Annotated in this window: 18 protein-coding genes; 6 read left to right on the top strand and 12 right to left on the bottom strand. The window is 34.4% G+C overall.

Features of this window, described 5'->3' with window-relative positions:
• Positions 1-22 precede the first annotated feature (22 nt).
• From P7122_RS05335 to P7122_RS05315, 5 genes are all read left to right on the top strand, one after another.
• The gene (locus P7122_RS05335; protein ID WP_278004741.1) at positions 23-1,012 is read left to right on the top strand and encodes an aspartate-semialdehyde dehydrogenase; all 990 of its coding nucleotides are present in this window, start codon (positions 23-25) and stop codon (positions 1,010-1,012) included.
• A gap of 148 nt (positions 1,013-1,160) precedes the next feature.
• On the top strand, positions 1,161-3,326 hold the full coding sequence (locus P7122_RS05330) for a prolyl oligopeptidase family serine peptidase (RefSeq protein WP_278004740.1): 2,166 nt from the start codon (positions 1,161-1,163) through the stop codon (positions 3,324-3,326).
• 161 nt (positions 3,327-3,487) lie between these two features.
• A complete protein-coding gene (locus tag P7122_RS05325) occupies positions 3,488-4,852 on the top strand; it encodes an Ig-like domain-containing protein (RefSeq protein WP_278004739.1) in 1,365 nt (454 codons plus the stop codon).
• An 11-nt stretch (positions 4,853-4,863) separates the two neighbouring features.
• Positions 4,864-8,004, top strand: a complete 3,141-nt coding sequence (locus P7122_RS05320; RefSeq protein WP_278004738.1) for an FG-GAP-like repeat-containing protein — start codon at positions 4,864-4,866, stop codon at positions 8,002-8,004.
• Between the two features lie 64 nt (positions 8,005-8,068).
• Positions 8,069-8,980 (top strand): ABC transporter ATP-binding protein, encoded by a 912-nt coding sequence (locus P7122_RS05315; RefSeq protein ID WP_278004737.1) that lies wholly within the window; start codon positions 8,069-8,071, stop codon positions 8,978-8,980.
• 25 nt (positions 8,981-9,005) lie between these two features.
• On the opposite strand, the gene P7122_RS05310 is transcribed toward P7122_RS05315, so the two are convergent.
• The 9 genes from P7122_RS05310 to pdxA form a co-directional block, all read right to left on the bottom strand.
• Positions 9,006-9,455 carry a 3-oxoacyl-ACP synthase gene (locus tag P7122_RS05310; RefSeq protein WP_278004736.1) on the bottom strand — a complete coding sequence of 150 codons (450 nt, stop codon included), beginning with the start codon at positions 9,453-9,455 and terminating at the stop codon, positions 9,006-9,008.
• Positions 9,452-10,567, bottom strand: a complete 1,116-nt coding sequence (locus P7122_RS05305; RefSeq protein WP_278004735.1) for an NAD(P)/FAD-dependent oxidoreductase — start codon at positions 10,565-10,567, stop codon at positions 9,452-9,454. The genes P7122_RS05310 and P7122_RS05305 overlap by 4 nt, the downstream gene beginning before the upstream one ends.
• Positions 10,568-10,618: 51 nt before the next feature.
• Positions 10,619-13,606, bottom strand: coding sequence for a reprolysin-like metallopeptidase (locus tag P7122_RS05300; protein ID WP_278004734.1), 2,988 nt, complete (start codon positions 13,604-13,606; stop codon positions 10,619-10,621).
• A 167-nt stretch (positions 13,607-13,773) separates the two neighbouring features.
• Positions 13,774-15,123: an acetyl-CoA carboxylase biotin carboxylase subunit gene (accC, locus tag P7122_RS05295; RefSeq protein WP_278004733.1), complete on the bottom strand. Its 1,350-nt coding sequence runs from the start codon at positions 15,121-15,123 to the stop codon at positions 13,774-13,776.
• A gap of 83 nt (positions 15,124-15,206) precedes the next feature.
• On the bottom strand, positions 15,207-15,686 hold the full coding sequence (gene accB / locus P7122_RS05290) for an acetyl-CoA carboxylase biotin carboxyl carrier protein (RefSeq protein ID WP_278004732.1): 480 nt from the start codon (positions 15,684-15,686) through the stop codon (positions 15,207-15,209).
• Between the two features lie 29 nt (positions 15,687-15,715).
• Entirely contained in the window at positions 15,716-16,714 is a 999-nt protein-coding gene (locus P7122_RS05285) for a beta-ketoacyl-ACP synthase III (protein ID WP_278004731.1), read from the bottom strand.
• Positions 16,715-16,892: 178 nt separating this feature from the next.
• The gene (gene rpmF / locus P7122_RS05280; protein ID WP_218545603.1) at positions 16,893-17,096 is read right to left on the bottom strand and encodes a 50S ribosomal protein L32; all 204 of its coding nucleotides are present in this window, start codon (positions 17,094-17,096) and stop codon (positions 16,893-16,895) included.
• 8 nt (positions 17,097-17,104) lie between these two features.
• Positions 17,105-17,644, bottom strand: a complete 540-nt coding sequence (locus P7122_RS05275; protein ID WP_278004730.1) for a YceD family protein — start codon at positions 17,642-17,644, stop codon at positions 17,105-17,107.
• Positions 17,645-17,723: 79 nt separating this feature from the next.
• Positions 17,724-18,764 (bottom strand): 4-hydroxythreonine-4-phosphate dehydrogenase PdxA, encoded by a 1,041-nt coding sequence (gene pdxA, locus P7122_RS05270; protein ID WP_278004729.1) that lies wholly within the window; start codon positions 18,762-18,764, stop codon positions 17,724-17,726.
• Positions 18,765-18,860: 96 nt separating this feature from the next.
• Here pdxA and P7122_RS05265 point away from each other — a divergent pair, with 96 nt between their 5' ends.
• The gene (locus tag P7122_RS05265) at positions 18,861-19,451 is read left to right on the top strand and encodes a riboflavin synthase (RefSeq protein ID WP_278004728.1); all 591 of its coding nucleotides are present in this window, start codon (positions 18,861-18,863) and stop codon (positions 19,449-19,451) included.
• Here P7122_RS05265 and P7122_RS05260 read toward each other — a convergent pair.
• The 3 genes from P7122_RS05260 to P7122_RS05250 form a co-directional block, all read right to left on the bottom strand.
• Positions 19,448-19,648 (bottom strand): hypothetical protein, encoded by a 201-nt coding sequence (locus P7122_RS05260; protein ID WP_278004727.1) that lies wholly within the window; start codon positions 19,646-19,648, stop codon positions 19,448-19,450. The genes P7122_RS05265 and P7122_RS05260 overlap by 4 nt on opposite strands.
• Before the next feature lie 425 nt (positions 19,649-20,073).
• Complete coding sequence (bglX, locus tag P7122_RS05255) at positions 20,074-22,356, bottom strand: beta-glucosidase BglX (RefSeq protein ID WP_437130086.1); 2,283 nt, start codon at positions 22,354-22,356, stop codon at positions 20,074-20,076.
• A 124-nt stretch (positions 22,357-22,480) separates the two neighbouring features.
• Positions 22,481-23,620, bottom strand: coding sequence for a glycoside hydrolase family 5 protein (locus tag P7122_RS05250; protein WP_278004726.1), 1,140 nt, complete (start codon positions 23,618-23,620; stop codon positions 22,481-22,483).
• Positions 23,621-23,633 lie beyond the last annotated feature (13 nt).

The raw sequence follows: 23,633 nt of genomic DNA, 5'->3' as shown, positions 1-23,633 counted from the left end.
TATTTATTTAAATCATTTTAAAATGAAAGTAGCTGTAGTAGGCGCAACTGGCTTAGTTGGTAGCGTAATGTTAAAAGTTCTAGAAGAACGTAATTTTCCAATTGATGAATTGCTATTGGTAGCATCTGAACGCTCTGTTGGTAAAACAATGGAATTTAAAGGTAAAACATACGAGGTTATTAGCATTCCTACAGCAATAGATATGCGTCCAGATATTGCATTATTTTCAGCAGGTGGAAGTACGTCTTTAGAATGGGCACCAAAATTTGCAGAAGCTGGCACTACAGTTATTGACAACTCTTCTGCATGGAGAATGGACTTAACTAAAAAACTTGTTGTTCCTGAGATTAATGCCAATCAACTAACAAAAGACGACAAAATTATTGCCAATCCTAACTGTTCTACCATACAAATGGTAATGGCATTAGCTCCACTTCATCATAAATACAAAATAAAACGCATTGTCGTATCCACTTACCAATCGGTTTCTGGGACAGGTGTTAAGGCTGTTGAGCAATTAGAAAATGAAATTGCAGGCAAAAAAGGCGATATGGCTTACCACTACCCTATTCATAAAAATGCTATTCCGCATTGTGATGTGTTTGAAGAAAACGGTTATACAAAGGAGGAAATGAAACTGGTTAGAGAAACTCAAAAAATTCTTGATGACAAAACCATTGCTGTAACTGCAACAGCTGTAAGAATACCAACAGCAGGAGGACACAGCGAAGCGGTTAATGTAGAATTTGAAAACGATTTTGATTTGGCCGAAGTAAGACAACTTCTCGATAATACAGATGGTGTTACAGTACAAGACAATTTAGATGTTAATGTATACCCAATGCCAATGTATGCTAACGGAAAAGACGATGTTTTTGTGGGTAGAATAAGAAGAGATGGTTCTCAACCCAACACTCTAAACCTTTGGGTTGTTAGTGATAATCTTAGAAAAGGAGCTGCGACTAACACAATTCAAATTGCAGAATACCTTGTAAAGAAAAATCTGGTTTAGGCATTTCATAATTTTTTAGACTAATCTTAAATTTTGTATCTTTCATCTAGTGATTTAACGAGATGTTAGAGCATTATTTATGTTTAAAAATTAACTCAATACAGTCTTAATTTCGACTTTTATTGAGGTTTAATACTAAAAACTTATTATGAAAAAATTACTTCTAACAACAGCATTACTCAGTATTTTTGTTTGTCTAAAATTAAAAGCTCAACAATTGATTCAACCAAAACTACAATATCCAGAAACAAAAAAAATAAATCACACTGATACTTATTTTGGTGTAGATGTATTAGATCCTTACCGTTGGTTAGAAGATGACCGAAGTGCAGAAACAGAAGCTTGGGTAAAAACTCAGAACAAAGTTACTTTTGGTTATCTAGATAATATCCCTTACCGAAAAGATTTAAAAGAGCGTCTAACAAAACTATGGAACTATGAAAAAATAGGATCACCTTTTAAAGAAGGAGACTATACATATTTCTATAAAAATGATGGCTTACAAAACCAGTACGTTATTTACAGGTACAAAAATGATGCAGCCCCTTCAACTGCAGAAGTGTTTTTAGACCCTAACACCTTCAAAGAAGATGGAACAATCTCGTTGGGAGGATTAAGCTTTTCAAAAAATGGAAAAACATTAGCATATTCAATTTCAGAAGGAGGTAGTGATTGGAGAAAAATTCTAATAATGAATGCTGAAACCAAAGAAATTGTTGAAGATACCTTAGTAGATATTAAGTTTAGCGGTATGTCTTGGTATAAAAATGATGGTTTCTACTACTCTAGCTATGATAAACCAATAGGTAGTGAGCTTTCTGCCAAAACAGACCAACATAAAGTATATTATCACAAGTTAGGTACCAAACAATCTGAAGATCAATTAATCTATGGTGGAACTCCAGAAGAAAAACACCGTTACATCTACGGTGGAGTTACAGAAGATGACAGATATTTAGTAATTACACCTAGAGTGTCTACGTCTGGAAATAAGCTTTACATTAAAGATCTTACTGTACCTAACGCTCCTTTAGTTGAAGTTTTAGGGCATACAGACTCTGACTCTAACATTATAGAAAATGTAGGCACTAAGCTTTACATTATGACTAATCTCAATGCTCCTAATCAAAAAATTGTCACAGTTGATGCCTCTAACCCAACACCAGATAACTGGAAAGATTTTATTCCAGAAACTGAGAATGTTTTAAGTCCTTCAACAGGCGGAGGATACTTCTTTGCTGAGTATATGGTAGATGCTGTATCTAAAGTTTTACAATACGACTATAATGGCAAACTTGTTAGAGAAGTAGAATTGCCTGGCGTAGGTAGTGCTGGTGGGTTTGGTGCTAAAAAGGAAGAAAAAGAACTTTACTATTCTTTTACCAATTATGTAACACCTGGAAGTATCTATAAGTATGACATAGAAAAAGGAACATCTGAGCTTTATAGAAAACCAAACATAGATTTCAACCCAGAAAACTACGAGAGCAAGCAAGTGTTTTATACCTCTAAAGATGGTACAGAAATCCCAATGATCATCACACATAAAAAAGGCTTAGAATTAGATGGTAAAAACCCAACAATACTATACGGCTATGGTGGATTTAATGTATCTCTAACGCCTAGCTTTAGTATTACTAATGCCGTTTGGATGGAGCAAGGTGGAATTTATGCTGTTGCCAATTTACGAGGTGGTGGTGAGTATGGAAAAAAATGGCATAATGCAGGTACTCAAATGAAAAAACAGAATGTTTTTGATGATTTTATAGCTGCTGCTGAATATTTAATTTCAGAAAAATATACCTCTTCAGATTACTTAGCCATAAGAGGTGGTTCTAATGGAGGCTTGTTAGTTGGTGCAACAATGACACAGCGACCAGATTTAATGAAAGTTGCATTACCTGCTGTTGGAGTTTTAGATATGTTAAGATATCACACCTTTACTGCTGGTGCTGGCTGGGCGTACGATTACGGTACTTCAGAAGACAATAAAGAAATGTTTGAGTATCTAAAAGGCTACTCTCCTGTACACAATGTAAAAGAAGGTGTAGAATATCCTGCTACTTTAGTAACTACCGGAGACCATGATGATAGAGTTGTTCCTGCTCACAGTTTTAAATTTGCAGCAGAATTACAAAGTAAGCAAACTGGCGACAACCCTACACTTATAAGAATAGAAACCGATGCTGGTCATGGCGCAGGCACACCTGTAAGTAAGACTATTGAGCAATCTGCCGATATATTTGGCTTTACACTCTATAATATGGGCTTTGATGTATTACCAAGTAAAACAAAAGAAAAAGTGAAAGGTTAACTCTCTGGTTTTACTAAAATAAACACTTCTTATAGTTGCTTGCTTTTTTTTAACTGATTGCAAACTATTTGATTAAAAAATATTAGATTTACTCCTATTTTTGTTAAAAAAGTAGGAGTTTTTTTGTTGAAACTGTTCTATCAATGCATCTCTATAAATACATGAAAAAGAAATACATTCTAAAGCTATTTTTTTTAACCTTATTATCACTTTCATCTTGTAGCGAATCAGATGATAACACAATTCCTGTGTCTATTGAAACTAATCCTGATGCTGTCTTTTTAGATCAAAATTCTCAAACAGATATATTTATCTTTAACAACGACTCTAACATTCCTCAATCGGGTACGCTAACCATAAGCAATCCATCACTGGGTTCTGTAATAATTAATAACAATAATACTCCCGAAAATGTAAATGATGATTACTTAGTCTATACCGTAAATACAAATACTATTGGAGAAGACACAATTCAGTATACCATTTGCGATACATCTAACAACTGCCATACCGAAAACATCTCTATCACAATTACATCTTTATCTATTGTAAATATGTTTGAAGGAGATACACCACACGAAACTTTATCATCCTATAATTTTTTTCAAGGAATTTTAAAAGATCTCAACCCTTCATTTGGTGTTTTACCATATGATCTTAGCACGCCTCTGTTTACGGATTATGCTAAGAAAAAACGTTTTATATGGATGCCAAACGGTGTTAAAGCCAGTTATATTAATGACTATACACCTTTAGATTTTCCTACAGGAAGCGTTATCATCAAAAATTTCTTTTATTACAATGTACAACCCGATAATTCTACAAAGATTATTGAGACCAGACTTATGTACAAAAAAGAAACCGAATGGGATTTTGCAAATTATGTTTGGAATGAAGAGCAAACAGAAGCTTATTTTACAAATGCAGGAAGCACTGTAAACCTTAGCTGGATAGAAGGCGAGAGTATAAAAACAACAAACTACAGAATACCATCTAGAGCCGAGTGTTTTACATGCCATAATCAATTAGATGACCCAACACCTATAGGACTAAAGCCACAAAACATAAATAAAGATTATAATTATGAAGATGGTTCAGCAAATCAGATACGCAAACTTATAGAATTTGGCTATCTAAACCCTGATGACCTGCCAGATAATATTAATTCTTCTGTTGCTTGGGATGACGAAGCCCAACCACTTGAATTAAGGGTGCGATCGTATCTAGATATAAACTGCGCACACTGCCACTCAGATGAAGGCCATTGCAACTACAGGCCTATGAGATTTGCTTTTCACTTAACAGAAAACCCTGAAAATCTGGGAGTTTGCATAGAACCTGAAACTCAATTCATTCCAAATTCTTATATTGTAAAACCCAATGATACAGACCTATCCATACTTTATTATAGGATAAGTACCACCGACGAATCATTTAGAATGCCATTATTAGGCAGAACAACCAATCACGAAGAAGGCATAGACCTTATAGAAGAATGGATAAACTCATTAAATAATTGCGAATAACACCATAAAACATGAAAAAAACTACCCTCTTACTCATTGCTGTTTTTACATTTAGTCTTGGCTATGCTCAAGTTTTAAATGAAAACGCTAATTGGCCAAATAGTAATTGGTCCTTAACAGGAACTTACGATGCAACATACCTGTTTGAAGACCCAACTACAACATCATCTAATTTCTCTTTTGATGATGATGATGCAGGAAATGGTTCGGACAATAGTTTTGCATTAGAATCTCCAGTAATAAACTTATCAAGTGCTCATAGCGCTGGTGAAACGCATATATACTTTAACACTAACCATGTTTTTAATGTGTATCAAACTGAAACCTTTAGTATTGAATATTGGGATTCTGAAAACACACAATGGGTTAGTTGGGGAAACATTTATGATACGGATACTCCTGGAGCTCCTACATCAAATTACTGCAACGGTACATTTTATAGTCTAGATCATCCTTTTTTAGACATTTCAGGTTTTTCAAGTAATCAATTATCAGGTTTTAAATATCGCATATCTTATGACGATAATGAAGTTTGGGGTTATGGATTTTGTTTTGAGTCTCCAACAATTTTATCACAAACTCCACCAGCATGCCCTAATCCTACAAACTTAAATGTATCTAATGTTTCAGAAACTAACGCATACCTACAATGGACAGAAGCAGGATCTTCATCTTCTTGGAACATTCAATGGGGAACTTCGGGTTTTAGTCTTGGTTCTGGCACTGTAATTCCTAATGTAAATTCTACTACTTACAGTTTAAATGGTCTTTCACAAGGAACATCTTATGATTTTTATGTACAAGCCAATTGTAATGGTGGTGGTGCATCTAGTTATATTGGTCCTTTTAACTTTTCAACTTCAACACCTGGCGGAACCTGCATTTCATCAATTGCAATGCAAGTAGAAACAGATTGCTCTAGCGCCACACCTACAACTTTTGATTTTTCTATTGCTACCGATATTGATGCTAATAATGAAAATCCGACTTGTGATGCATCTGTTAACTATGGCTATTTTGTAAGTTTTACAGCACCTACAATTGGCTCTGTAATCTTTAACTTTGGTGGTGGTGCTAACGGTATTGGCTTAGAGGTTTATGAATCTTGTGGTGGTGCTACTGCTTCATCTTGTTTTAATAACGTTTTTGATAATGGTGACACTTCTGGACTTATAGGAGGATTAACACCAGGTGCAACATATTATGCTGTAATTTGGAGAGATTCTCAAAGTGGAACAGCCGACATCTGTATAGAAGAAGGCGCTAGTTGTCCTGACCCAAGCAGTCTAGACGTAACTTCAGTATCATTAGATTCGGCAATTTTAAATTGGGAAGAAAATGGTATTGCTGGCTCTTGGAATATTGAATGGGAAACTACAGGCTTTACTCCAGGTTCTGGAAATGTTGTTAGCAATGTAACTGCTACAAATTATAACTTAATGGGCTTATCTCCTGGTACAAGCTATGATTTTTACGTACAATCTAATTGTACAGGTGAAACTTCAGACTTTTCAGGTCCTTTCACCTTTACTACACAAGTCCCTTCCAGAATTAACTTTTCTCAACAAGCAATATCTGTAAGTGGATATGACATGGCAGTTGTTGATATGAATGGCGACTTTTTAGATGATATTGTTGGTGTATCTTCAACAAACATCAATGTTCAAGAGCAAAATCCTGATGGCTCATTTACAAATAAAAACATTACAACTCCAGAAGCTAACTATTTACCTGGTTGGAGCATGGCTGCTGCAGACTTTGATGCCAACGGAAAAACAGATTTGCTTTATGGTGCTGGTAACGGTGTTACATTTATGCAAGCAAGTAATGATGGTTTAAGTTTTACTGAACAGTCTACAACTCAATATGTTTTCTCTCAAAGATCAAACTTTGTGGATATAAACAATGATGGCAACCTTGATGCTTTTGTGTGTCACGACGTTGAACCAAACGTATACTTTATTAACGATGGTACAGGCAATTTTACCTTTTACCAGTCTGATGTAACTTCTGGTGCGCCATATTCTCTTGGAAACTATCCTACAGGTGGAGATTACGGCTCTATTTGGATAGACTATAACAACGATAGAAATATCGACTTGTTTATTGCTAAATGTGGTGGTTCTACAGAACGTAGAACTAATATGATGGTTACAAACAATGGCGACGATACATTTACAGAAAATGCTGCTGCTATCGGCTTGGCAGATCCTATGCAAACCTGGTCTTCTGCTTGGGGAGATTTTGACAACGATGGTGACATGGATGTGTATGTTGGCGCAAGTTCTGGAACCCACAAGCTAATGGAAAATAGCGGATTCTCAGACGACGGAAACCCAAACAACGACTATATTTTTACAGACGTTACAGCCGGAGCAGGAATTGTTGCACCAACAGGATGGGAAAGCTCTGTATACGACATTGACAATGATGGTTATCTAGATATTGTTAGTAATGGTACCATTATGTATGGAAAAGGAGATATGACTTTTGAAGATGCGGATGATCAACAAATAAACTACAAAAATGGTAGTTTTGGAGATTTAAATAATGATGGATTTATTGATCTTTACTACAGTGGTGTTAGATATTACAATCAAGGTAATAGCAATAACTGGGTTAAAATAAACACAGTAGGTATGGCACATGTTACACCAAACTACAGTAATAGAAATGGTATTGGAGCACGTGTTGAATTAGTGACGCCTTCTGGAACACAAATTAGAGACGTAAGAAGTGGTGAAGGTTTTGAGTTTATGAGCTCTCTTAATACGCACTTTGGACTAGGTACTGAAACTTCTATTACAGAAATTAGAGTGTACTGGCCATCTGGTGTAGTGGATGTTTTTGAAAACCCAAGCATAAACAGCACACATGTTCTTGTTGAAGGTACAGCACCTTTGAGTATAAGTGATGAAACTTTTGCTGATATTTCTATTTATCCAAATCCTGTTGACGATGTTTTAAAAATTAAAACTTCAGAAATTTTAACCGAAAAAATTGCAACTATTTTTGATGTTACCGGAAAACGTGTTTTAAACCAAATGATTACCAATAACGAACTTGATGTTTCAAAGCTTCAAGGTGGTGTCTATTTCCTTAGAATAGAATCTAATGGTAGAAGCTTAAAACGAAAGTTTATTAAAAAATAAATAATACTTTAAATACACCAAGCCGCTTAAATATCAAGCGGCTTTTTTATGGTATTTTTGCAACATGCTTCAAATTAAAAAACTAAGTTTTAGTTACGCCAAAGACATTATCCTAAAAGACATAAACTTCTCCGTTAATTCTGGAGAAAACCTTGCTATTATTGGTGAGAGTGGCTCTGGAAAAAGCACACTTCTAAAACTTATTTTTGGAGAATATGACTTAGAGCAAGGTCAAATATTTTGGAAAAACACCGAAATACTTGGACCTAAACACAATTTGGTTGTTGGGTATGATTTTATGAAGTATGTATCTCAAGAATTTGACCTAATGCCATACACTTCGGTTGAAAATAACATTGGGAAACATTTGTCTCGATTTTATCCTGAAGAAAAGGAACAGAGAACAAAAGAGCTTATAAAAATTGTTGAATTAGAAGATTTTGCAACAACTAAAGTAAAAAATCTTAGTGGAGGCCAAAAACAACGTGTTGCTATAGCAAGAGCATTGGCTAAAGAACCCGAAATTCTACTTCTAGACGAACCTTTTAGTCATATTGATAACTTTAAGAAACAATCGCTTCGCAGAAATGTTTTCAACTATCTTAAAACAAAAAATATTTCTTGCATTGTAGCTACACACGACAAAAACGATGTTCTTGGATTTGCAGATGAAATGCTGGTGCTAAATAACCAAAAAATAATTGCTAAGGATAACCCTCAATCGCTTTATAAAAACCCTAAATTACCCTTAATAGCCTCTTTCTTTGAAGAGTTTAACGTTATTAACAACAAAATATACTACGCTCGTCAGCTTAAAATTATAGAGCACTCCAATCTTAAAGCTACAGTAAAACAATCTTACTTTAATGGCAATTCTTGGTTAATAGAAGCAGAATATAACAAAGCTATTATTTATATCATTAACTCAAAACCGGTTAATAAAGAAGAAGAAATTTACTTTAAGGTTTTAGACTAAACACGGTTAATAAAACTGAAGAAAATTATATCACTTTCAAAACGGTAAATGGGTTATTTCTAAAACTAATAATGTCTCCCTCTGCCTTCCCTAACAATAATTGAGCAATAGGAGATTGTGGCGAAATAGCATAAAACGAAACGTCTTCTAGTTTTATTTTACCTTCACTAATACTTATAAAATAGTTATGTTGCGATGTATATACCACGCTTCCTAAGGCTATGTTTGTATGCTTAGCATTACAGTCTATTTTTTGAAGTAATTCTTGATTGTTTTGAATTCCTATAAGTTGCTGACCTGCTTTTTCGCGTTCTATTTGTATCATAGCTCTACCTGTTTCATGCTTATCTCCTGCACTACTTTTGGTTTCGGATTGCAAGGCTTCCTCTAGGTCTAAAATACTCTTTTTTATATGCTTTAAACGCTCTTGTAATGCCTCATTACATTTACGGTATAATTGTTCTTTTATAATCACTCTATTAAATCTGCTAATTCCTTACCAACAATACTACCAATTGCTATACCCATTCCTCCTAGCCTTACACCACAGTATACATTATTACCAAGCTGCTTTACTATTGCATTTTTTTGTTTACCAACACCCATTATACCAGACCATCTATGATCTATTTCAAAATCTGTATCAGGCAATATAGTTTCTTTTAATATAGTCTCAAGGCTATTTTGAATGCGCTCGGTTTCATTAAACTCCTCTGTTTCTTCTGTTTTAAAATCGAGATGCCTTCCTCCACCAAATAAAATTCTATTGTCAATATTTCTAAAATAATAATAGCCTCTATCTAAGTGAAATGTTCCTTTGATGTGTAAATCTTTAATCGGCTTGGTAATTAAAACCTGTGCTCTGGCTGGCTTTACTGCTTCATCTATTAATCTTGAGGCAAAGCCATTTGTAGCAATTAAAAGTTTTGATGTTTGAAACTCTATATGGTTAGTCTTAATTTTCACAGTGTTGAGATCTTCAGAAAACGACTCTACAACACAGCTGTTAATAATCTTTACTCCCAGGCTCAAAACCTTTTTAAGAAGTTCAGACATCATTTTTCCGGTGTTTATTTGCCCTTCAAACTTATTAAAACTATACTCTGACTTAATGTTTTTAAAATTAAAGCTGTTCTCTTTAAAACTAAAAACATCGTCTTTAAAAACAGGATTTAGAAGCTTATTGATATTATTTTGCTGCTCTGTACAAGTATTAAAGAGTTCTTCGTTTTCTTTTGGAAACAATTCGTATCCGCCTAATTCTTTATAGTTAATTGAAGTATCTCCTAACGTTTCTCGCAGCAATGATAAACCATCAACTCTTTTCTTAACAAGGCTTAAGACATCTTGCTCTGAATGACTTTGTAAATCGTCTATAATTTCACTCAGACTCCCAAAGCAGGCAAAACCAGCATTCTTTGTGCTTGCTCCTTGAGGTAAAACACCCTTTTCTAATATTAAAATATTAGATTTTGGAAATCTATTTTTTAACCATAAGGCCGAAGTAAGCCCAACGATTCCGCTTCCTACTATTGTAAAATCTACTTTTGTAAACCACGTTTTTATTTCCCAATATGATAAATTCATAGCAAAAAAAAGCTCCTTAAGATAGGAGCTTTTGGTTTTTTATATTGATGATTACTCAACAACTATTTTCTTAGTTACCTTATAAGATCCGTCAAAAATATTTAATAAATATACACCAGATTGTGCATTACTTAATCTAATAACTTCGTCAAATCTATTGGTGCTATTAAAAGCTTTAGTAAAAATCGCTCTTCCTCTAATATCATAGACTTCTACATTTATATCCTCACCAGATCTTGGATTAAAACCTATTGAGAAAGTTCCATTATTTGGATTTGGATAAATACTTAAGTTATCTAATTCATTATCATCTATACTTAAATCGTTAATAACATTTATAGAATAGTCTTCTACCTCACCATCAAAACCTGTTTCACAAGATGTTGGGAAATCTAGAGGATCTGGAGATGGAGGAGAATACTTGGTACTTACCCTCATTAATGTCGTACCTGCAATAGCATCTACAGGAACAGTTATGGTTAGTGGTGATGCATCCGTTAATTCATCTGCAACATTGGCTGTTGTACCTAAATCCAAGTCATACTCTTCACCTGGATCATTAAATGAGCAATTTTGATTCCAATCAATCCATACTCTAGTACTAATTCTGTAAGGACCATCCGAGTTAGCTCTAACTGATAAATCGTAATCCATACCAGCTTCAACATCAGTAGAGATGGATGTAAAATCTGAATATGGCGCCGTTTTTGGACCAGCATCTAAGTTATTTATAGTATTAAATATAACACCTGTCGTTCTTGTTTGAAAACTTAAATCTCCTTCTGAAGGACAAACTCCATCTGCAATTATTAAATCTACTGTGGTTTGTTTAGTAATTGATGGAGAAGTAGCAGTAAGCGTTATTGTATATGTATTGCTTGCCAAAGAGTTTAATCCTGTTAAGTTTAGTGTCACTGTACCATCCGCATTTAAAGACGTTGGAGATAAAGTAGAGCCTACACCACCAGGTAAACCAGAAACGTTAAATGAAGTTGTTTCAGAAAACCCATTAGAAGTTACATAACTAAAATCTATTGACGCAGAATCTTGACCACAAACAGAAACATCTCCATTAGTTGAGTTTATACTAAAATCCTGAGCATTTGAGATTGAAAATGCATCTGATACCGCATAAAAAATGTTATCCGCAGCTTCAACTAGAACTCTAGCATTACTTGTGTTACCAACACCAGGAACTGTTATTGTTGCTGTTCCGGTATTAGGAACACCAGAAGCTAAGGTTGTAAAAGAAAAACCGCCATTAGTAGTAAACAAAATGTTTACTGTTTGACAATTTATTGGAGCTGAATTTGTTTGACCTACAACCCAAGATACTTGTTGACTAGAATTTGCTCCCCAAGTAGGAGGCGTATTAACTGTAAATGGTGTAGAAAAATTCTGAACAGTTACTGTCACATCATCAGAATCACTTGCTCCTCCTCCTGCTTCATTATCTCTTACTGTTAATGAAAAATTCATTGTTCTTCCTACCGAAGGTACAACTTCCCATGTTGTAGCCAAACTACCAGAAAAAACGGTACTTAAGGTTGGCATATATCTATCAGGAGATGAAGATGGATCTAAAGATCTGAATAAAGGCCCAGAAGAACTAGTGGATTGAGGTGGCATTGTTGCAGGTGTTGCATCTGTTTGCTCCCAACAATACGTTAAACCAGAGGCTGTATTAGCATCTGTAGCAGATCCTCTTAAAACAAAAGCAGTAGATAAAGGAATTGTATAATCGGCTCCTGCATTGGCTACAGGTGCCACATTGTTTGTTACACTACCTGCAAAACAAGTGCTACTTGGACCAGAAGAAATGTTAGCCCACATCTCTTTAATATTTTCTCCATGAAAATAATCATCACTATTATTTTGAACATTAGGTGCACAAATACCTGCATAACCCATAATTGTTGAAGCACTTCCTGGCTCTACTGAGACACTTGATCTTTGGCACTCATTGTTTTGAGTATGATTACCTCCATATTGATGTCCCATTTCATGAGCAACGTAATCTATATCAAAAGCATCACCTTGAGGAACCGGAGAACCTGTAACTCCTCTAGCCTTGTTTACTGTACATGGTGAGCGTAATTGCGCAATTCCTCCACCACCAGTACTAAAAACATGGCCTATATCATAGTTTGCAGACCCTATTGTACTATCGCATTCTGCCTGATTTTCACCTAGCATTGTTCCACCACTATTATTTGTGTAAGGGTCTGTTCCTGCGTTTAAAAAAATAATTTCAGTATTGTTGGCTATTATAACCATTGTTAACCCTAAGTCCCTTTCATAAACACCATTTACTCTTGTCATAGTGGTATTCATAGCTGCTAAAGCACCACTAACTGTACCTCCATGAAATTGGGCATACTCTCCTGTACATGCTAAAGCTAAGCGATAAGTTCTTAGAGTGCCATCATCTGCATTTTTTGGTGTTATGAAATCCTCATCTGATATTTTAAAATCTGCTGGGTCATATTCTGTTTCACAAACAAAACTTCCTCTTGGACCATCTTCATCAGAATTTATAAAAGCTACATATGTTTTTAAGTCTTGTGTATAAGGCTCAATAAAAACTGTTTTTCCATCTGATAAAACCATACCGCTAAATCCTTTTTCAGGCGATAAGCTAAATCTCATTATAGCTGCAGGATTATCTATTCCTTTTCCTACAAAAGATCTTATTTCTGGAAAACGCATTTGTAATTCATACTCCATTACAGATGCTTCTTGCACTAAGTAAGACTCTGGCTTGCCTTCGTGATTAGGAAATTGCAATACTACACCTTCCTTGCTACTAGAGAATTGACGTTGCGGAACGTTGGCTAATTGCTGTTTTAACGCTTCAACACTTATGTTTATTAAGGTTGAATATTTAGGTTTCGATTTGTAAAAGATTACATCTTCTTTTTTTATTTGATCATTATTTATTGACCAAATGTTTCTATTCTTTTGAGCGTTCCCTAAAGACACAAAAAACAATGCCGTTATAAGAATTAAAAAGAACTTTGGGTAATTATTTTTCATCATAAACAATTTTTATTGTGAACGCAAAGGTATTAGTTCTCTTAAAACTTTACAAAAAAAAGCTTAATTCGTTGAGATATTCTCATTTAAAACGAGATAGTTCAAACAATTAGTAAATCACAAGAAATGTGAAAAAATAAAAAAAGCGACCTAATGGTCGCTTTTTTGCTTTATTCTTCTTGGTGCTTTATCTTAAAGTCTTCCATAAATTTAGTAGTATAATTACCTGCTAAATAATCTGGATGTTCCATTAACTGTCTGTGGAATGGTATCGTAGTTTTTATACCTTCTATTACAAATTCATCTAAGGCACGCTTCATTTTATTTATAGCCTCTTCTCTTGTTTGCGCTGTTGTAATTAACTTAGCAATCATAGAATCATAGTTAGGCGGAATGCTGTAACCTGCATAAACGTGGGTATCTAGCCTTACTCCATGACCACCTGGTGCATGAAGCGTTGTTATTTTTCCTGGAGAAGGTCTAAAATCATTAAAAGGATCTTCAGCATTAATTCTACACTCTATAGAATGTAAATTTGGCGTGTAGTTCTTTCCTGAAATTGGAACTCCTGCAGCAACTAAAATCTGCTCTCTTATTAAGTCAAAGTCTATTACTTGTTCTGTAATTGGGTGCTCAACTTGAATACGAGTATTCATTTCCATAAAGTAGAAATTTCTATGCTTATCTACTAAGAACTCTACAGTACCAGCACCTTCATATTTAATAAACTCAGCAGCTTTAACTGCGGCTTTACCCATTTTTGCTCTTAGCTTATCTGTCATGAAAGGAGAAGGCACTTCCTCTGTTAACTTTTGGTGTCTTCTTTGAACAGAACAATCTCTTTCTGATAAATGACAAGCTTTACCTCTTGAGTCTCCTACTATTTGAATTTCGATATGTCTTGGCTCTTCAATGAGTTTTTCCATGTACATATCGTCATTTCCGAAGGCTGCTTTAGATTCTTGTCTTGCAGAATCCCAAGCTGCTTTTAAATCTTCTTTTTTCCAAACAGCACGCATACCTTTACCTCCACCACCTGCTGTGGCTTTTAGCATTACAGGATAACCTACTTCTTCGGCAAGTACAACACACTCTTCGTAATCTGCAATAATACCATCACTACCCGGAACACAAGGAACACCTGCAGCTTTCATAGTTGCTTTTGCAGTTGCTTTGTCTCCCATTTTAGCGATCATATCTTCAGAAGCTCCGATAAATTTAATACCGTGCTCTTCGCAAATTTTAGAAAACTTAGCATTTTCTGATAAGAAACCGTATCCTGGGTGTATAGCATCTGCATTTGTAATTTCTGCTGCTGCTATTATATTTGAAATCTTTAAATAAGATTCACTACTGGGTGCTGGTCCTATACAAACAGCTTCATCTGCAAACTTAACATGAAGACTGTCTGCATCTGCTGTTGAGTATACAGCAACTGTTTTAACACCCATTTCTTTACAGGTTCTAATAACACGAAGTGCTATTTCACCTCTATTTGCAATAAGTATCTTTTTGAACATAACTTTTGGTTTAAAAATTCAACTTCCAAGCACCAAATTCCAAATAATTGGGTTTGGGATTAGTGGATTGGAATTTTCAATTGTTATGATGGATCAACCAAAAATAACGGTTGGTCAAACTCTACAGGAGAAGAATCGTCTACTAAGACTTTTACAATCTTACCAGAAACTTCAGATTCTATCTCATTGAATAACTTCATTGCTTCAATAACACAAAGTACATCACCTTCTTTTATCTCTGTTCCAACTTCAACAAAAACTGGTTTGTCTGGAGCTGGCTTACGATAGAAAGTACCTATTATTGGAGATTTAACCGTAATATATTTAGAGTCGTCGTTTACTGGTGCGGATGCTACAGGAACTTCTGGTGCTACTGCTACAGGAGCTGGCGCTTGTTGTTGAACAACTGGTGCTGCCTGAACAGGTACTTGTTGTACTATAGTTGTTTCATTATCTGATCCTGTTCTGATTGTTATTTTAACATCATCCATTTCTAACTTAACTTCGCTTGCACCAGACTTGGCTACAAATTTGATTAAGTTCTGAATTTCTTTTAAATCCATAATATTTAAATAGTTTTTGTTAGTTAGTTTTATTTAGGGTTATATGCCCATTTAAAATAGATAGAACCCCAAGTAAACCCACCACCAAAGGCGGCAAAGATTAAGTTGTCCCCTTTTTTAAGTTGAGATTCGTAATCATTAAGTAATAACGGTAGTGTTGCGGAAGTTGTATTTCCGTACTTTTCTATATTCATCATTACTTTTTCATCTTCTAGATTAATACGCTGTGCTGTGGCATCAATTATTCTTTTGTTTGCCTGATGCGCAACTAACCAAGAAATATCATTATTTGTTAAGTTGTTTCTTTTTAAGATACGCTCTGCTACGTCTGCCATGTTAAATACAGCATTTTTAAACACTGTTCTTCCATCTTGAAAAACGTAGTGCTTGCCTTCATCGAAAGCTTCTTGTGTCATTGGATATGAAGAACCTCCATAAGTAGCTTGTAAAAAATCACGGCCTTCTCCATTGCTTCTAAGCAACTCATCTTGTAATCCTAATCCTTCTTCGTTAGGTTCAAATAATACAGCACCTGCTCCATCTCCAAAAATGATACATGTTGCTCTATCTTTGTAATTTATAAAAGATGAATTTTTGTCTGCGCCTATGAGAAGAATTTTTTTGTATCTACCAGATTCTATATATGCTGCTGCTGTAGACATACCAAAAAGGAAACTAGAACATGCCGCTTCTAAATCGTAAGAAAATGCATTAACTGCACCTATCTGAGTAGCTGTATAAGCTGCTGTTGAAGCTGCTTTCATATCTGGTGTTGCTGTAGAAACAATAACCAAATCTATCTCCTCTGGATTTAACCCTGTTTTTTGAATTAAATCTTCAGCTGCCTTTATGGCTAAAAATGATGTTCCTTTACCTTCTTCTTTTAGGATTCTGCGTTCTTTAATACCAGTACGCGTAGTTATCCATTCGTCGTTGGTTTCTACCATGGTTTCTAATATCTTGTTAGAAAGCACGTAGTCTGGTAGATAACCTCCTACAGCTGTTATTGCCGCTGTGATTTTACTCATTATTAGCTTTTAGATTAATTAAAAGTATTGAAAAATGATAAAAAAGAACTGTTTTTATTCTGTTTTTATCATTTTTTGGCAAATAATTATGCAAATTAAGTGGTTTTTCACTTATTCAGAAAATTTAAACAAAAAAAACGCCCACAAGTGAGCGTTTTATTGTATGCATGCATAATACTTATGCTAAATTTTCTTCTTCTGTAGAGTTGTCAATTAATACTTGTCCTCTGTAGTATAATTTTCCTTCGTGCCAGTGTGCTCTATGGTATAAGTGTGGCTCACCAGTAGTTGGGCAAGTAGCTATTTGAGGTACAGAAGCTTTGTAATGTGTTCTTCTTTTATCTCTTCTTGTTTTAGATATTTTACGTTTTGGATGTGCCATTTTAAATGTTATTTATCCGTTAATAGTTTTTTTAAATTATTCCAACGAGGGTCTATCTCCTCCGATGCTTTATCTTCATTCACCTCTTTAGGGCTCAATTCTTCTAATTTTGAAAGTATTTCAGATTTTAATGTACCATCTTCTATACCTGGATGTACTCGCTTGGCTGGTACTGCTAAAACAATAAGCTCATAAATATATTGAGCTACATTAATTTCATACTCTCCGTGTGGTATAATTAAAATATCTTCATTCTCATCATTATATTCTGCACCAAATTTTACTACTAGTTTAAATTGGTCTTGGATGTTCTGGTTGTAAGGTTCATTTGTAAGATCACAATTAACATTTACAAATCCAGATGCGTCAAAATATAATTCTAATAACGTTGATTTTTTAATGAATTTTAAGTCAATATTTATATCAACCTCATTAAATTCTTCGTATTCAAAATTCTTAAAGAACGTACTATCTATGCTATAATCAAAATGGTGTTCACCTTCTTTTAACCCAACAAATTGAATTGTAAATTCTTTTAATGCCTTCATTACCACACCCATTTTGAGCCTGCAAATATATAAATTTTTCCTTATTTAAAGCCTAGATATCAACAAATTTTGTTAATATCTATTTTGACGCTTTTTTTAAAGGGTTTTTTGAGTAATAATTATATTCTTCTCTCTTCTTAAAAATTTTAATAGCAGTATAAATAGCTTGTACAAAGGAGTTTTCGTCGGCTATACCTTTTCCAGCTATTTCGTAGGCTGTTCCATGATCTGGAGAAGTTCTTACTTTATTAAGTCCTGCCGTGTAGTTTACACCTCCACCAAACGCTATAGTTTTAAAAGGGATTAATCCTTGATCGTGATAAGATGCTATGACGGCATCAAAACTTTTGTAATTATTAGAACCAAAAAAACTGTCTGCTGAATACGGACCATAAACCAAACTCCCTTCGTTTCTTATTTTTTCTAATGCTGGCCTTAATACAAGGTCATCTTCTTTGCCTATAACACCATTATCTCCTGCATGTGGATTAATAGCTAATACTGCTACTCTAGGTTTACCTATGCCAAAATCTTGCTTAAGCGAATTTGTGACTGTCGTAATTTTTTCTCTTACTAACTTTTCTGTTATATGTTTTGCGGCATCTTTAAGAGGTACATGGTCTGTAAGCAACCCTACACGCAAATCTCCAGCCACCATAAACATTAAACTTTTTCCGTTTAATGCTTTTGCTAAATAGTCTGTGTGCCCTGGAAAATTAAATTTTTCGGATTGAATGTTGTGCTTGTTAATTGGAGCTGTAACCAAAACATCAATTGATCCTTTTTTTAGTGCATTGGTAGCAGCTTCAAGAGACCTTATTGCATACTCTCCTATTTTTTTGCTCTCTTTACCAAAATCTATTTTTACAGACTCTTTCCATACATTAACAACATTTACCTTACCATGAACTACTTTTTCTGGGGAATCTATACTGAAAAAATTTATTTTGCTTTTAAAATAATTCTTAAAGAACTGCATGGTCTTTCCTGATGCAAATATTACCGGAGTACTAAGTTCTAAAGACCTATTGTCTTCATAAGCTTTTATAATAATTTCTGGCCCAATACCATTTAGATCTCCAACCGAAATTCCTACAATAACTTTTTCGTCTTTCTTCATATTGCAATTATCCTATTTTTTTATTAAAACGTACAATGGTATTAAATTGTGTACTTAACTTTGCAAATGCAAATTTAACTAAATAAAGCGGATACAATGTTTACAGGTATAATTGAAGATTTAGGAACCATAAAAAATCTTAAAACTGAAGGCGAAAATCTTCATATCACAGTACAAACCTCAATAACTTCTGAACTAAAAATAGACCAAAGTGTTGCGCATAATGGTGTTTGCTTAACTGTAGTTTCTATTGATGCAGATAATTATACAGTGACAGCAATTAAAGAAACTTTAGACAAAACTAACTTAGGAAAGCTAAAAACAGGTGATCTTGTAAACATAGAACGCGCTATGAAATTAGGAGATCGTTTAGATGGACATATTGTACAAGGCCATGTTGACCAAACAGCAGAATGCATCTCTATTATTGAAGAAAATGGTAGTTGGATTTTTACATTTAGATATGATAAATCACTAAATAATATTACCATAGAAAAAGGTTCTGTTACTGTAAATGGAGTAAGTCTTACTGTTGTTAATTCTAAAATAAATGAGTTCTCGGTAGCTATAATTCCTTATACATACGAGCACACTACCTTTAATAAACTTAAAACAAGTGATACTGTAAACTTAGAGTTTGATGTTATAGGTAAATATGTAAAACGCCTAAATGACTTACGAAATTAAGCTGCTTTCTTAGAAATTTTCACAGCTTTATAAATTCCAAAACTAAAAGCAATTATAAACAATAGAACTATTCCTCCATCAATTGGAAAACCTGGTGGAGGTGGTGGCATTGGTGGCGGAGGTGTAGACCCTTGGGCCACGGCAGCATAACCCATGAATAAAAACAAGATTAGTATAAGTAGATTTCTATTCTTCATATTATCTAATAAGGGTTCGTAAATGTAACAAAAAAACAATTCTAACAAAACAATTTTAAACAAAAAACGTCTTTTAACGGCAAATATTATCGATGAAATGCTTAAAATGTGCTAAAACTAGGGAAGATATGCACAATTTTCACTAACATTTAACGCAAATATAATATTAATTCCTATTCTCAAAAAAACTAAATCAATCTAAATTGAAGAACTGCTGTTATTGAGTCGCAATAAAATAAATTTAAAACCTCTGAGACTTAATATATGGTCCTAACCAAAATATTATAGACTAGATAATGTGTAATATCCCGCAATATCATATACCAAAAATTCAGTTGTATGTTTACCTATCCATGAGAATTTTTACTGAAATATTAATAGATGATATCATTTTTGTTTTCGTTAACAAAAACCCGAAGAATAACTTATTTCAAAATAAAATCACCTTCTAATACTGTCTCTGAACTTCCTCCAATAAATATTTTAAAGTCACCTAACTCAACATTAAACTGTTGTTTGTTATTATAAAAGCCCAATTCTTTGCTAGACAGCACAAAAGTTATTTTTTCTGTTTCGCCAGGTTTCAATTCTACAAGTTTAAAACCTTTAAGCTCTTTAATTGGTCTTGTTATACTTCCTACCAAATCTCTGATATATAATTGCGCAACTTCTTTCCCTGTTCTATTACCAACATTCTTTAAATCAAAAGTTACTGTAACTTCTTTATTCGTTTTATAGGTGTTTGTAACTTTTAAATTTGAGTATTCAAATTCGGTATAACTCAATCCATGCCCAAAAACAAATAGAGGTGTTTTTTCGACGTCAGAATAGTGTGAGTAAAAAACATTGTTATCCTTATCGATTGGTCTTCCTGTATTTTTATAATTATAATAGATTGGCACCTGTCCAACGTTTCTCGGAAAGGTCATTGGAAGCTTTCCACTAGGATTATAATCACCATACAACACTTGTGCTACTGCATTACCTGTTTCTGTACCTAATTGCCAAGCTTCGACAATTGTAGGAATATGTTCAGCCGCCCAAGTTATTGCAAGTGGTCTTCCATTATTTAAAACCAGTACTATATTTTGATTGACTTCATATACTTTTTCTAGTAATTCTTGTTGTAGCCCTGGTAATTGTAAATTTGTTCTACTGCGTCCTTCACCACTCTGAAAACCATGTTCTCCAAGTACCATAACCACAACATCTGCGTTTTTTGCCGTCTCTACTGCCTCTTTAAAGCCTGTATAATCTGTAGTATTAATATCTAATTCTTTTAAAAAGGTTGATGTGCCTTTAAACACTACTGGACCCTTACTAAAGCTAAGTGTATTGCTTTTATACTTCTGCATTCCTTCTAATACAGACACTGCCGTTTCTTCATCAGAAGCCAATCTCCAGCTTCCTAAAGGGCTCGATTTATCATTCGCTAAATCGCCTATTAATGCAATACGTTGCCCTTTTTTCTTTAGAGGAAGAAGTTGTCCTTCATTCTTTAATAATACTATGGATTTCTTAGCCATATCTAGCACAGATTCGTGATGTGCTTGGCTACTAGTTCGCTTTTCTTCATCAATTTTATTGCCGTATTTATACGGATTATCAAACAGCCCTAATTCATACTTAACGCGAAGAATTCTTCTTACTGCATCATTAAGTAATTCTATATCAACAGTTCCTTCGTTTATTAAATCAACTAATGCTTTGATATACACATGTCCTTCCATATCCATATCTGAGCCAGCAGTAATAGCTAATTTTGCTGCCTCCTTTTTATCTTTAGCAACTCCCCAAGAAATTAATTCGTTCATAGAAGCCCAATCTGAAACCACAAAGCCATTGAAGTCCCATCCATTTTTTAAAATGTCTCTTTGTAAAAATTCACTTGCTGTTACCGGAACTCCATTTAAATCATTAAACGAATTCATAAAGGTTTTTACTCCTGCTTCTTCTGCTGCTTTAAAAGGCGGTAAAATGGTATTGTAAAGCGTAGAAAGACCAACATCAACGGTATTGTATTCCTTCCCAGCTTCAGCAAAACCATAACCTGCAAAATGTTTAGCACAGGCCGCAATGGTATTGGCGTCGGATAAGTTGGTCCCTTGAAACCCATTAACACGAGCTGTTGCAATAAGACTTCCTAAAAAAGGATCTTCACCTGCACCTTCCATAACCCGTCCCCAACGTGCATCTCTAGACACATCAACCATTGGCGCAAAGGTCCAGTTTATACCAGCTGAAGAGGCCTCTATAGCCGCAATACGTGCCGATGCTTTTATAGCCTCGAGGTCCCAACTTGCAGACTCCGCCAAAGGAATTGGACTTAAGGTTTTATAACCATGAATTACATCAAAACCTATTAAAAGCGGAATACCTAAGCGCGATTCTTCAACCGCAATACGTTGTACTTTATTTACCTCTTCTGTACCTCTTACATTAAGCATCGCACCAACCCAACCATTTTTTAAATGTTTGTATTTAATGGCTGCACCTCCATGCTCTGGTGCAGGACCTGTAACATTCCAAAAACCATTATAAAGATTCATTTGTCCTACTTTTTCTTCAACTGTCATTAGGGCTAATAATGAATCTACTTTTTGTTCTACTCTCAATTCTGAGGTCTTTGCTTGCGCATAGACACTCTGACTTAGAAGACCTAACATAGCTATGACTAAGAATGCGAATAATTTAATTTTAAGAAACATAAATAAGATTTTTGAAGGATTAATCAGCTGTTATGAAATTCAACTGAACTTTCTCTTTATAGTATATTAAAAAGTCTGTGAACATAATAAATTCACAGACTTTTATAAGTTTTACGAAACAAGCTTAATCAAGCATAGTAGGCACAATATTAAATGAAAAATCAGTAGCTTCATCATTAACTAACCTAAACCATCCACGGTCATCCCAAACAGTGTAAGACATCGATTGACCTAGAGTAGCATCTGCAACGGTTTTATAATAACCTCTTACAAGTGGTGTATTTCTTTCACTCTGATTAGATTCTCTACCAACACCAAATTCACCATAATTAATAGCAACATCTAACACTAAGGCATGTACACTTACATCCTGAATGCCTTGTTCAAAAAAAGAATTACCAGGAAAAGCCGCATTGCTGCCTATTTCTCCACAAAAATCCCATGGTGAATAACTATGCACCTGAATTGCTAAATAATCATCTGAACCTTGCCCAGGAAGACTTATTTGATTAGGATAAACTTCATCTATGTATAAAGCGTTACCTTGACTATTAACACCAACCATAACAATACGTGTAGAGTTATTACCTCCTGTTGCTCTTATGGCCTCATATCCAACATTATTTATATGTCTTGTGTATTCTATAGCTGTGGCATCTGTTGGATCAGGAAAAGGGCCATCACCATCAAACTCTCCTAAATTTCCTTCTGGCTCGTTAAGCACCTCAAAGATTAAATGATTAGAACGGTCTTTGAAATATGTAGCAATACCTGTCCATAGGTTATGAAACTTTAAATCGTAAGACTCACTACCATCATAATTGTCTTTTAACCAAGATTCGTGATGCGTATTTAGAACCACATAAATATCTTGACTTAATGCATAATCGATAAGTTGAACCAATTCTAAAAATCTTGGATGACTTGTATTGATATTTCCATTTTCATCGGCTATATGATCGCCATCAAAACGATCCATCCAAGTAGTAGGTATTCTAACATGAGTCATACCTGCACCGATATACAAATCTAATACGGGTTTTGATGCTTGAAATGTAGTTTCGTTCTGACCATTATCAAAAGTATTGCCCAAATTAAACCCAGCTCCCATTTCTAAAACTACCTCTTTTGCACTAGGGAATTCTGAATCTACAGGAGATTCATCTAAAGTATCACCATCTACGAATACTATTTTTTCATCCTCTGTACATGCACAAGATGTGAGCAGAATTAAAAATGTCAAAAATTTTAATTTATTTTTCATAACATAGATTTTT

Origin of the sequence: Winogradskyella marincola (genome assembly GCF_029624125.1) — a bacterium.
Lineage (GTDB): Bacteria > Bacteroidota > Bacteroidia > Flavobacteriales > Flavobacteriaceae > Winogradskyella > Winogradskyella marincola.
Note: the sequence above shows the minus strand (reverse complement) of the source record. Positions and strands in the feature narration are given on the sequence as shown.

Bases quoted from the DNA above. Each gene is read 5' to 3' on its own strand.
- P7122_RS05315 (WP_278004737.1), top strand. From the start codon at position 8,069: ATGCTTCAAATTAAAAAACTAAGTTTTAGTTACGCCAAAGACATTATC.
- P7122_RS05265 (WP_278004728.1), top strand. From the start codon at position 18,861: ATGTTTACAGGTATAATTGAAGATTTAGGAACCATAAAAAATCTTAAA.
- P7122_RS05330 (WP_278004740.1), top strand. From the start codon at position 1,161: ATGAAAAAATTACTTCTAACAACAGCATTACTCAGTATTTTTGTTTGT.
- P7122_RS05275 (WP_278004730.1), bottom strand. From the start codon at position 17,644: ATGAAGGCATTAAAAGAATTTACAATTCAATTTGTTGGGTTAAAAGAA.
- P7122_RS05285 (WP_278004731.1), bottom strand. From the start codon at position 16,714: ATGAGTAAAATCACAGCGGCAATAACAGCTGTAGGAGGTTATCTACCA.
- P7122_RS05260 (WP_278004727.1), bottom strand. From the start codon at position 19,648: ATGAAGAATAGAAATCTACTTATACTAATCTTGTTTTTATTCATGGGT.
- rpmF (WP_218545603.1), bottom strand. From the start codon at position 17,096: ATGGCACATCCAAAACGTAAAATATCTAAAACAAGAAGAGATAAAAGA.
- bglX (WP_437130086.1), bottom strand. From the start codon at position 22,356: ATGTTTCTTAAAATTAAATTATTCGCATTCTTAGTCATAGCTATGTTA.
- accB (WP_278004732.1), bottom strand. From the start codon at position 15,686: ATGGATTTAAAAGAAATTCAGAACTTAATCAAATTTGTAGCCAAGTCT.
- P7122_RS05325 (WP_278004739.1), top strand. From the start codon at position 3,488: ATGAAAAAGAAATACATTCTAAAGCTATTTTTTTTAACCTTATTATCA.
- P7122_RS05305 (WP_278004735.1), bottom strand. From the start codon at position 10,567: ATGAATTTATCATATTGGGAAATAAAAACGTGGTTTACAAAAGTAGAT.
- P7122_RS05320 (WP_278004738.1), top strand. From the start codon at position 4,864: ATGAAAAAAACTACCCTCTTACTCATTGCTGTTTTTACATTTAGTCTT.
- pdxA (WP_278004729.1), bottom strand. From the start codon at position 18,764: ATGAAGAAAGACGAAAAAGTTATTGTAGGAATTTCGGTTGGAGATCTA.
- P7122_RS05300 (WP_278004734.1), bottom strand. From the start codon at position 13,606: ATGATGAAAAATAATTACCCAAAGTTCTTTTTAATTCTTATAACGGCA.
- P7122_RS05250 (WP_278004726.1), bottom strand. From the start codon at position 23,620: ATGAAAAATAAATTAAAATTTTTGACATTTTTAATTCTGCTCACATCT.
- P7122_RS05335 (WP_278004741.1), top strand. From the start codon at position 23: ATGAAAGTAGCTGTAGTAGGCGCAACTGGCTTAGTTGGTAGCGTAATG.
- accC (WP_278004733.1), bottom strand. From the start codon at position 15,123: ATGTTCAAAAAGATACTTATTGCAAATAGAGGTGAAATAGCACTTCGT.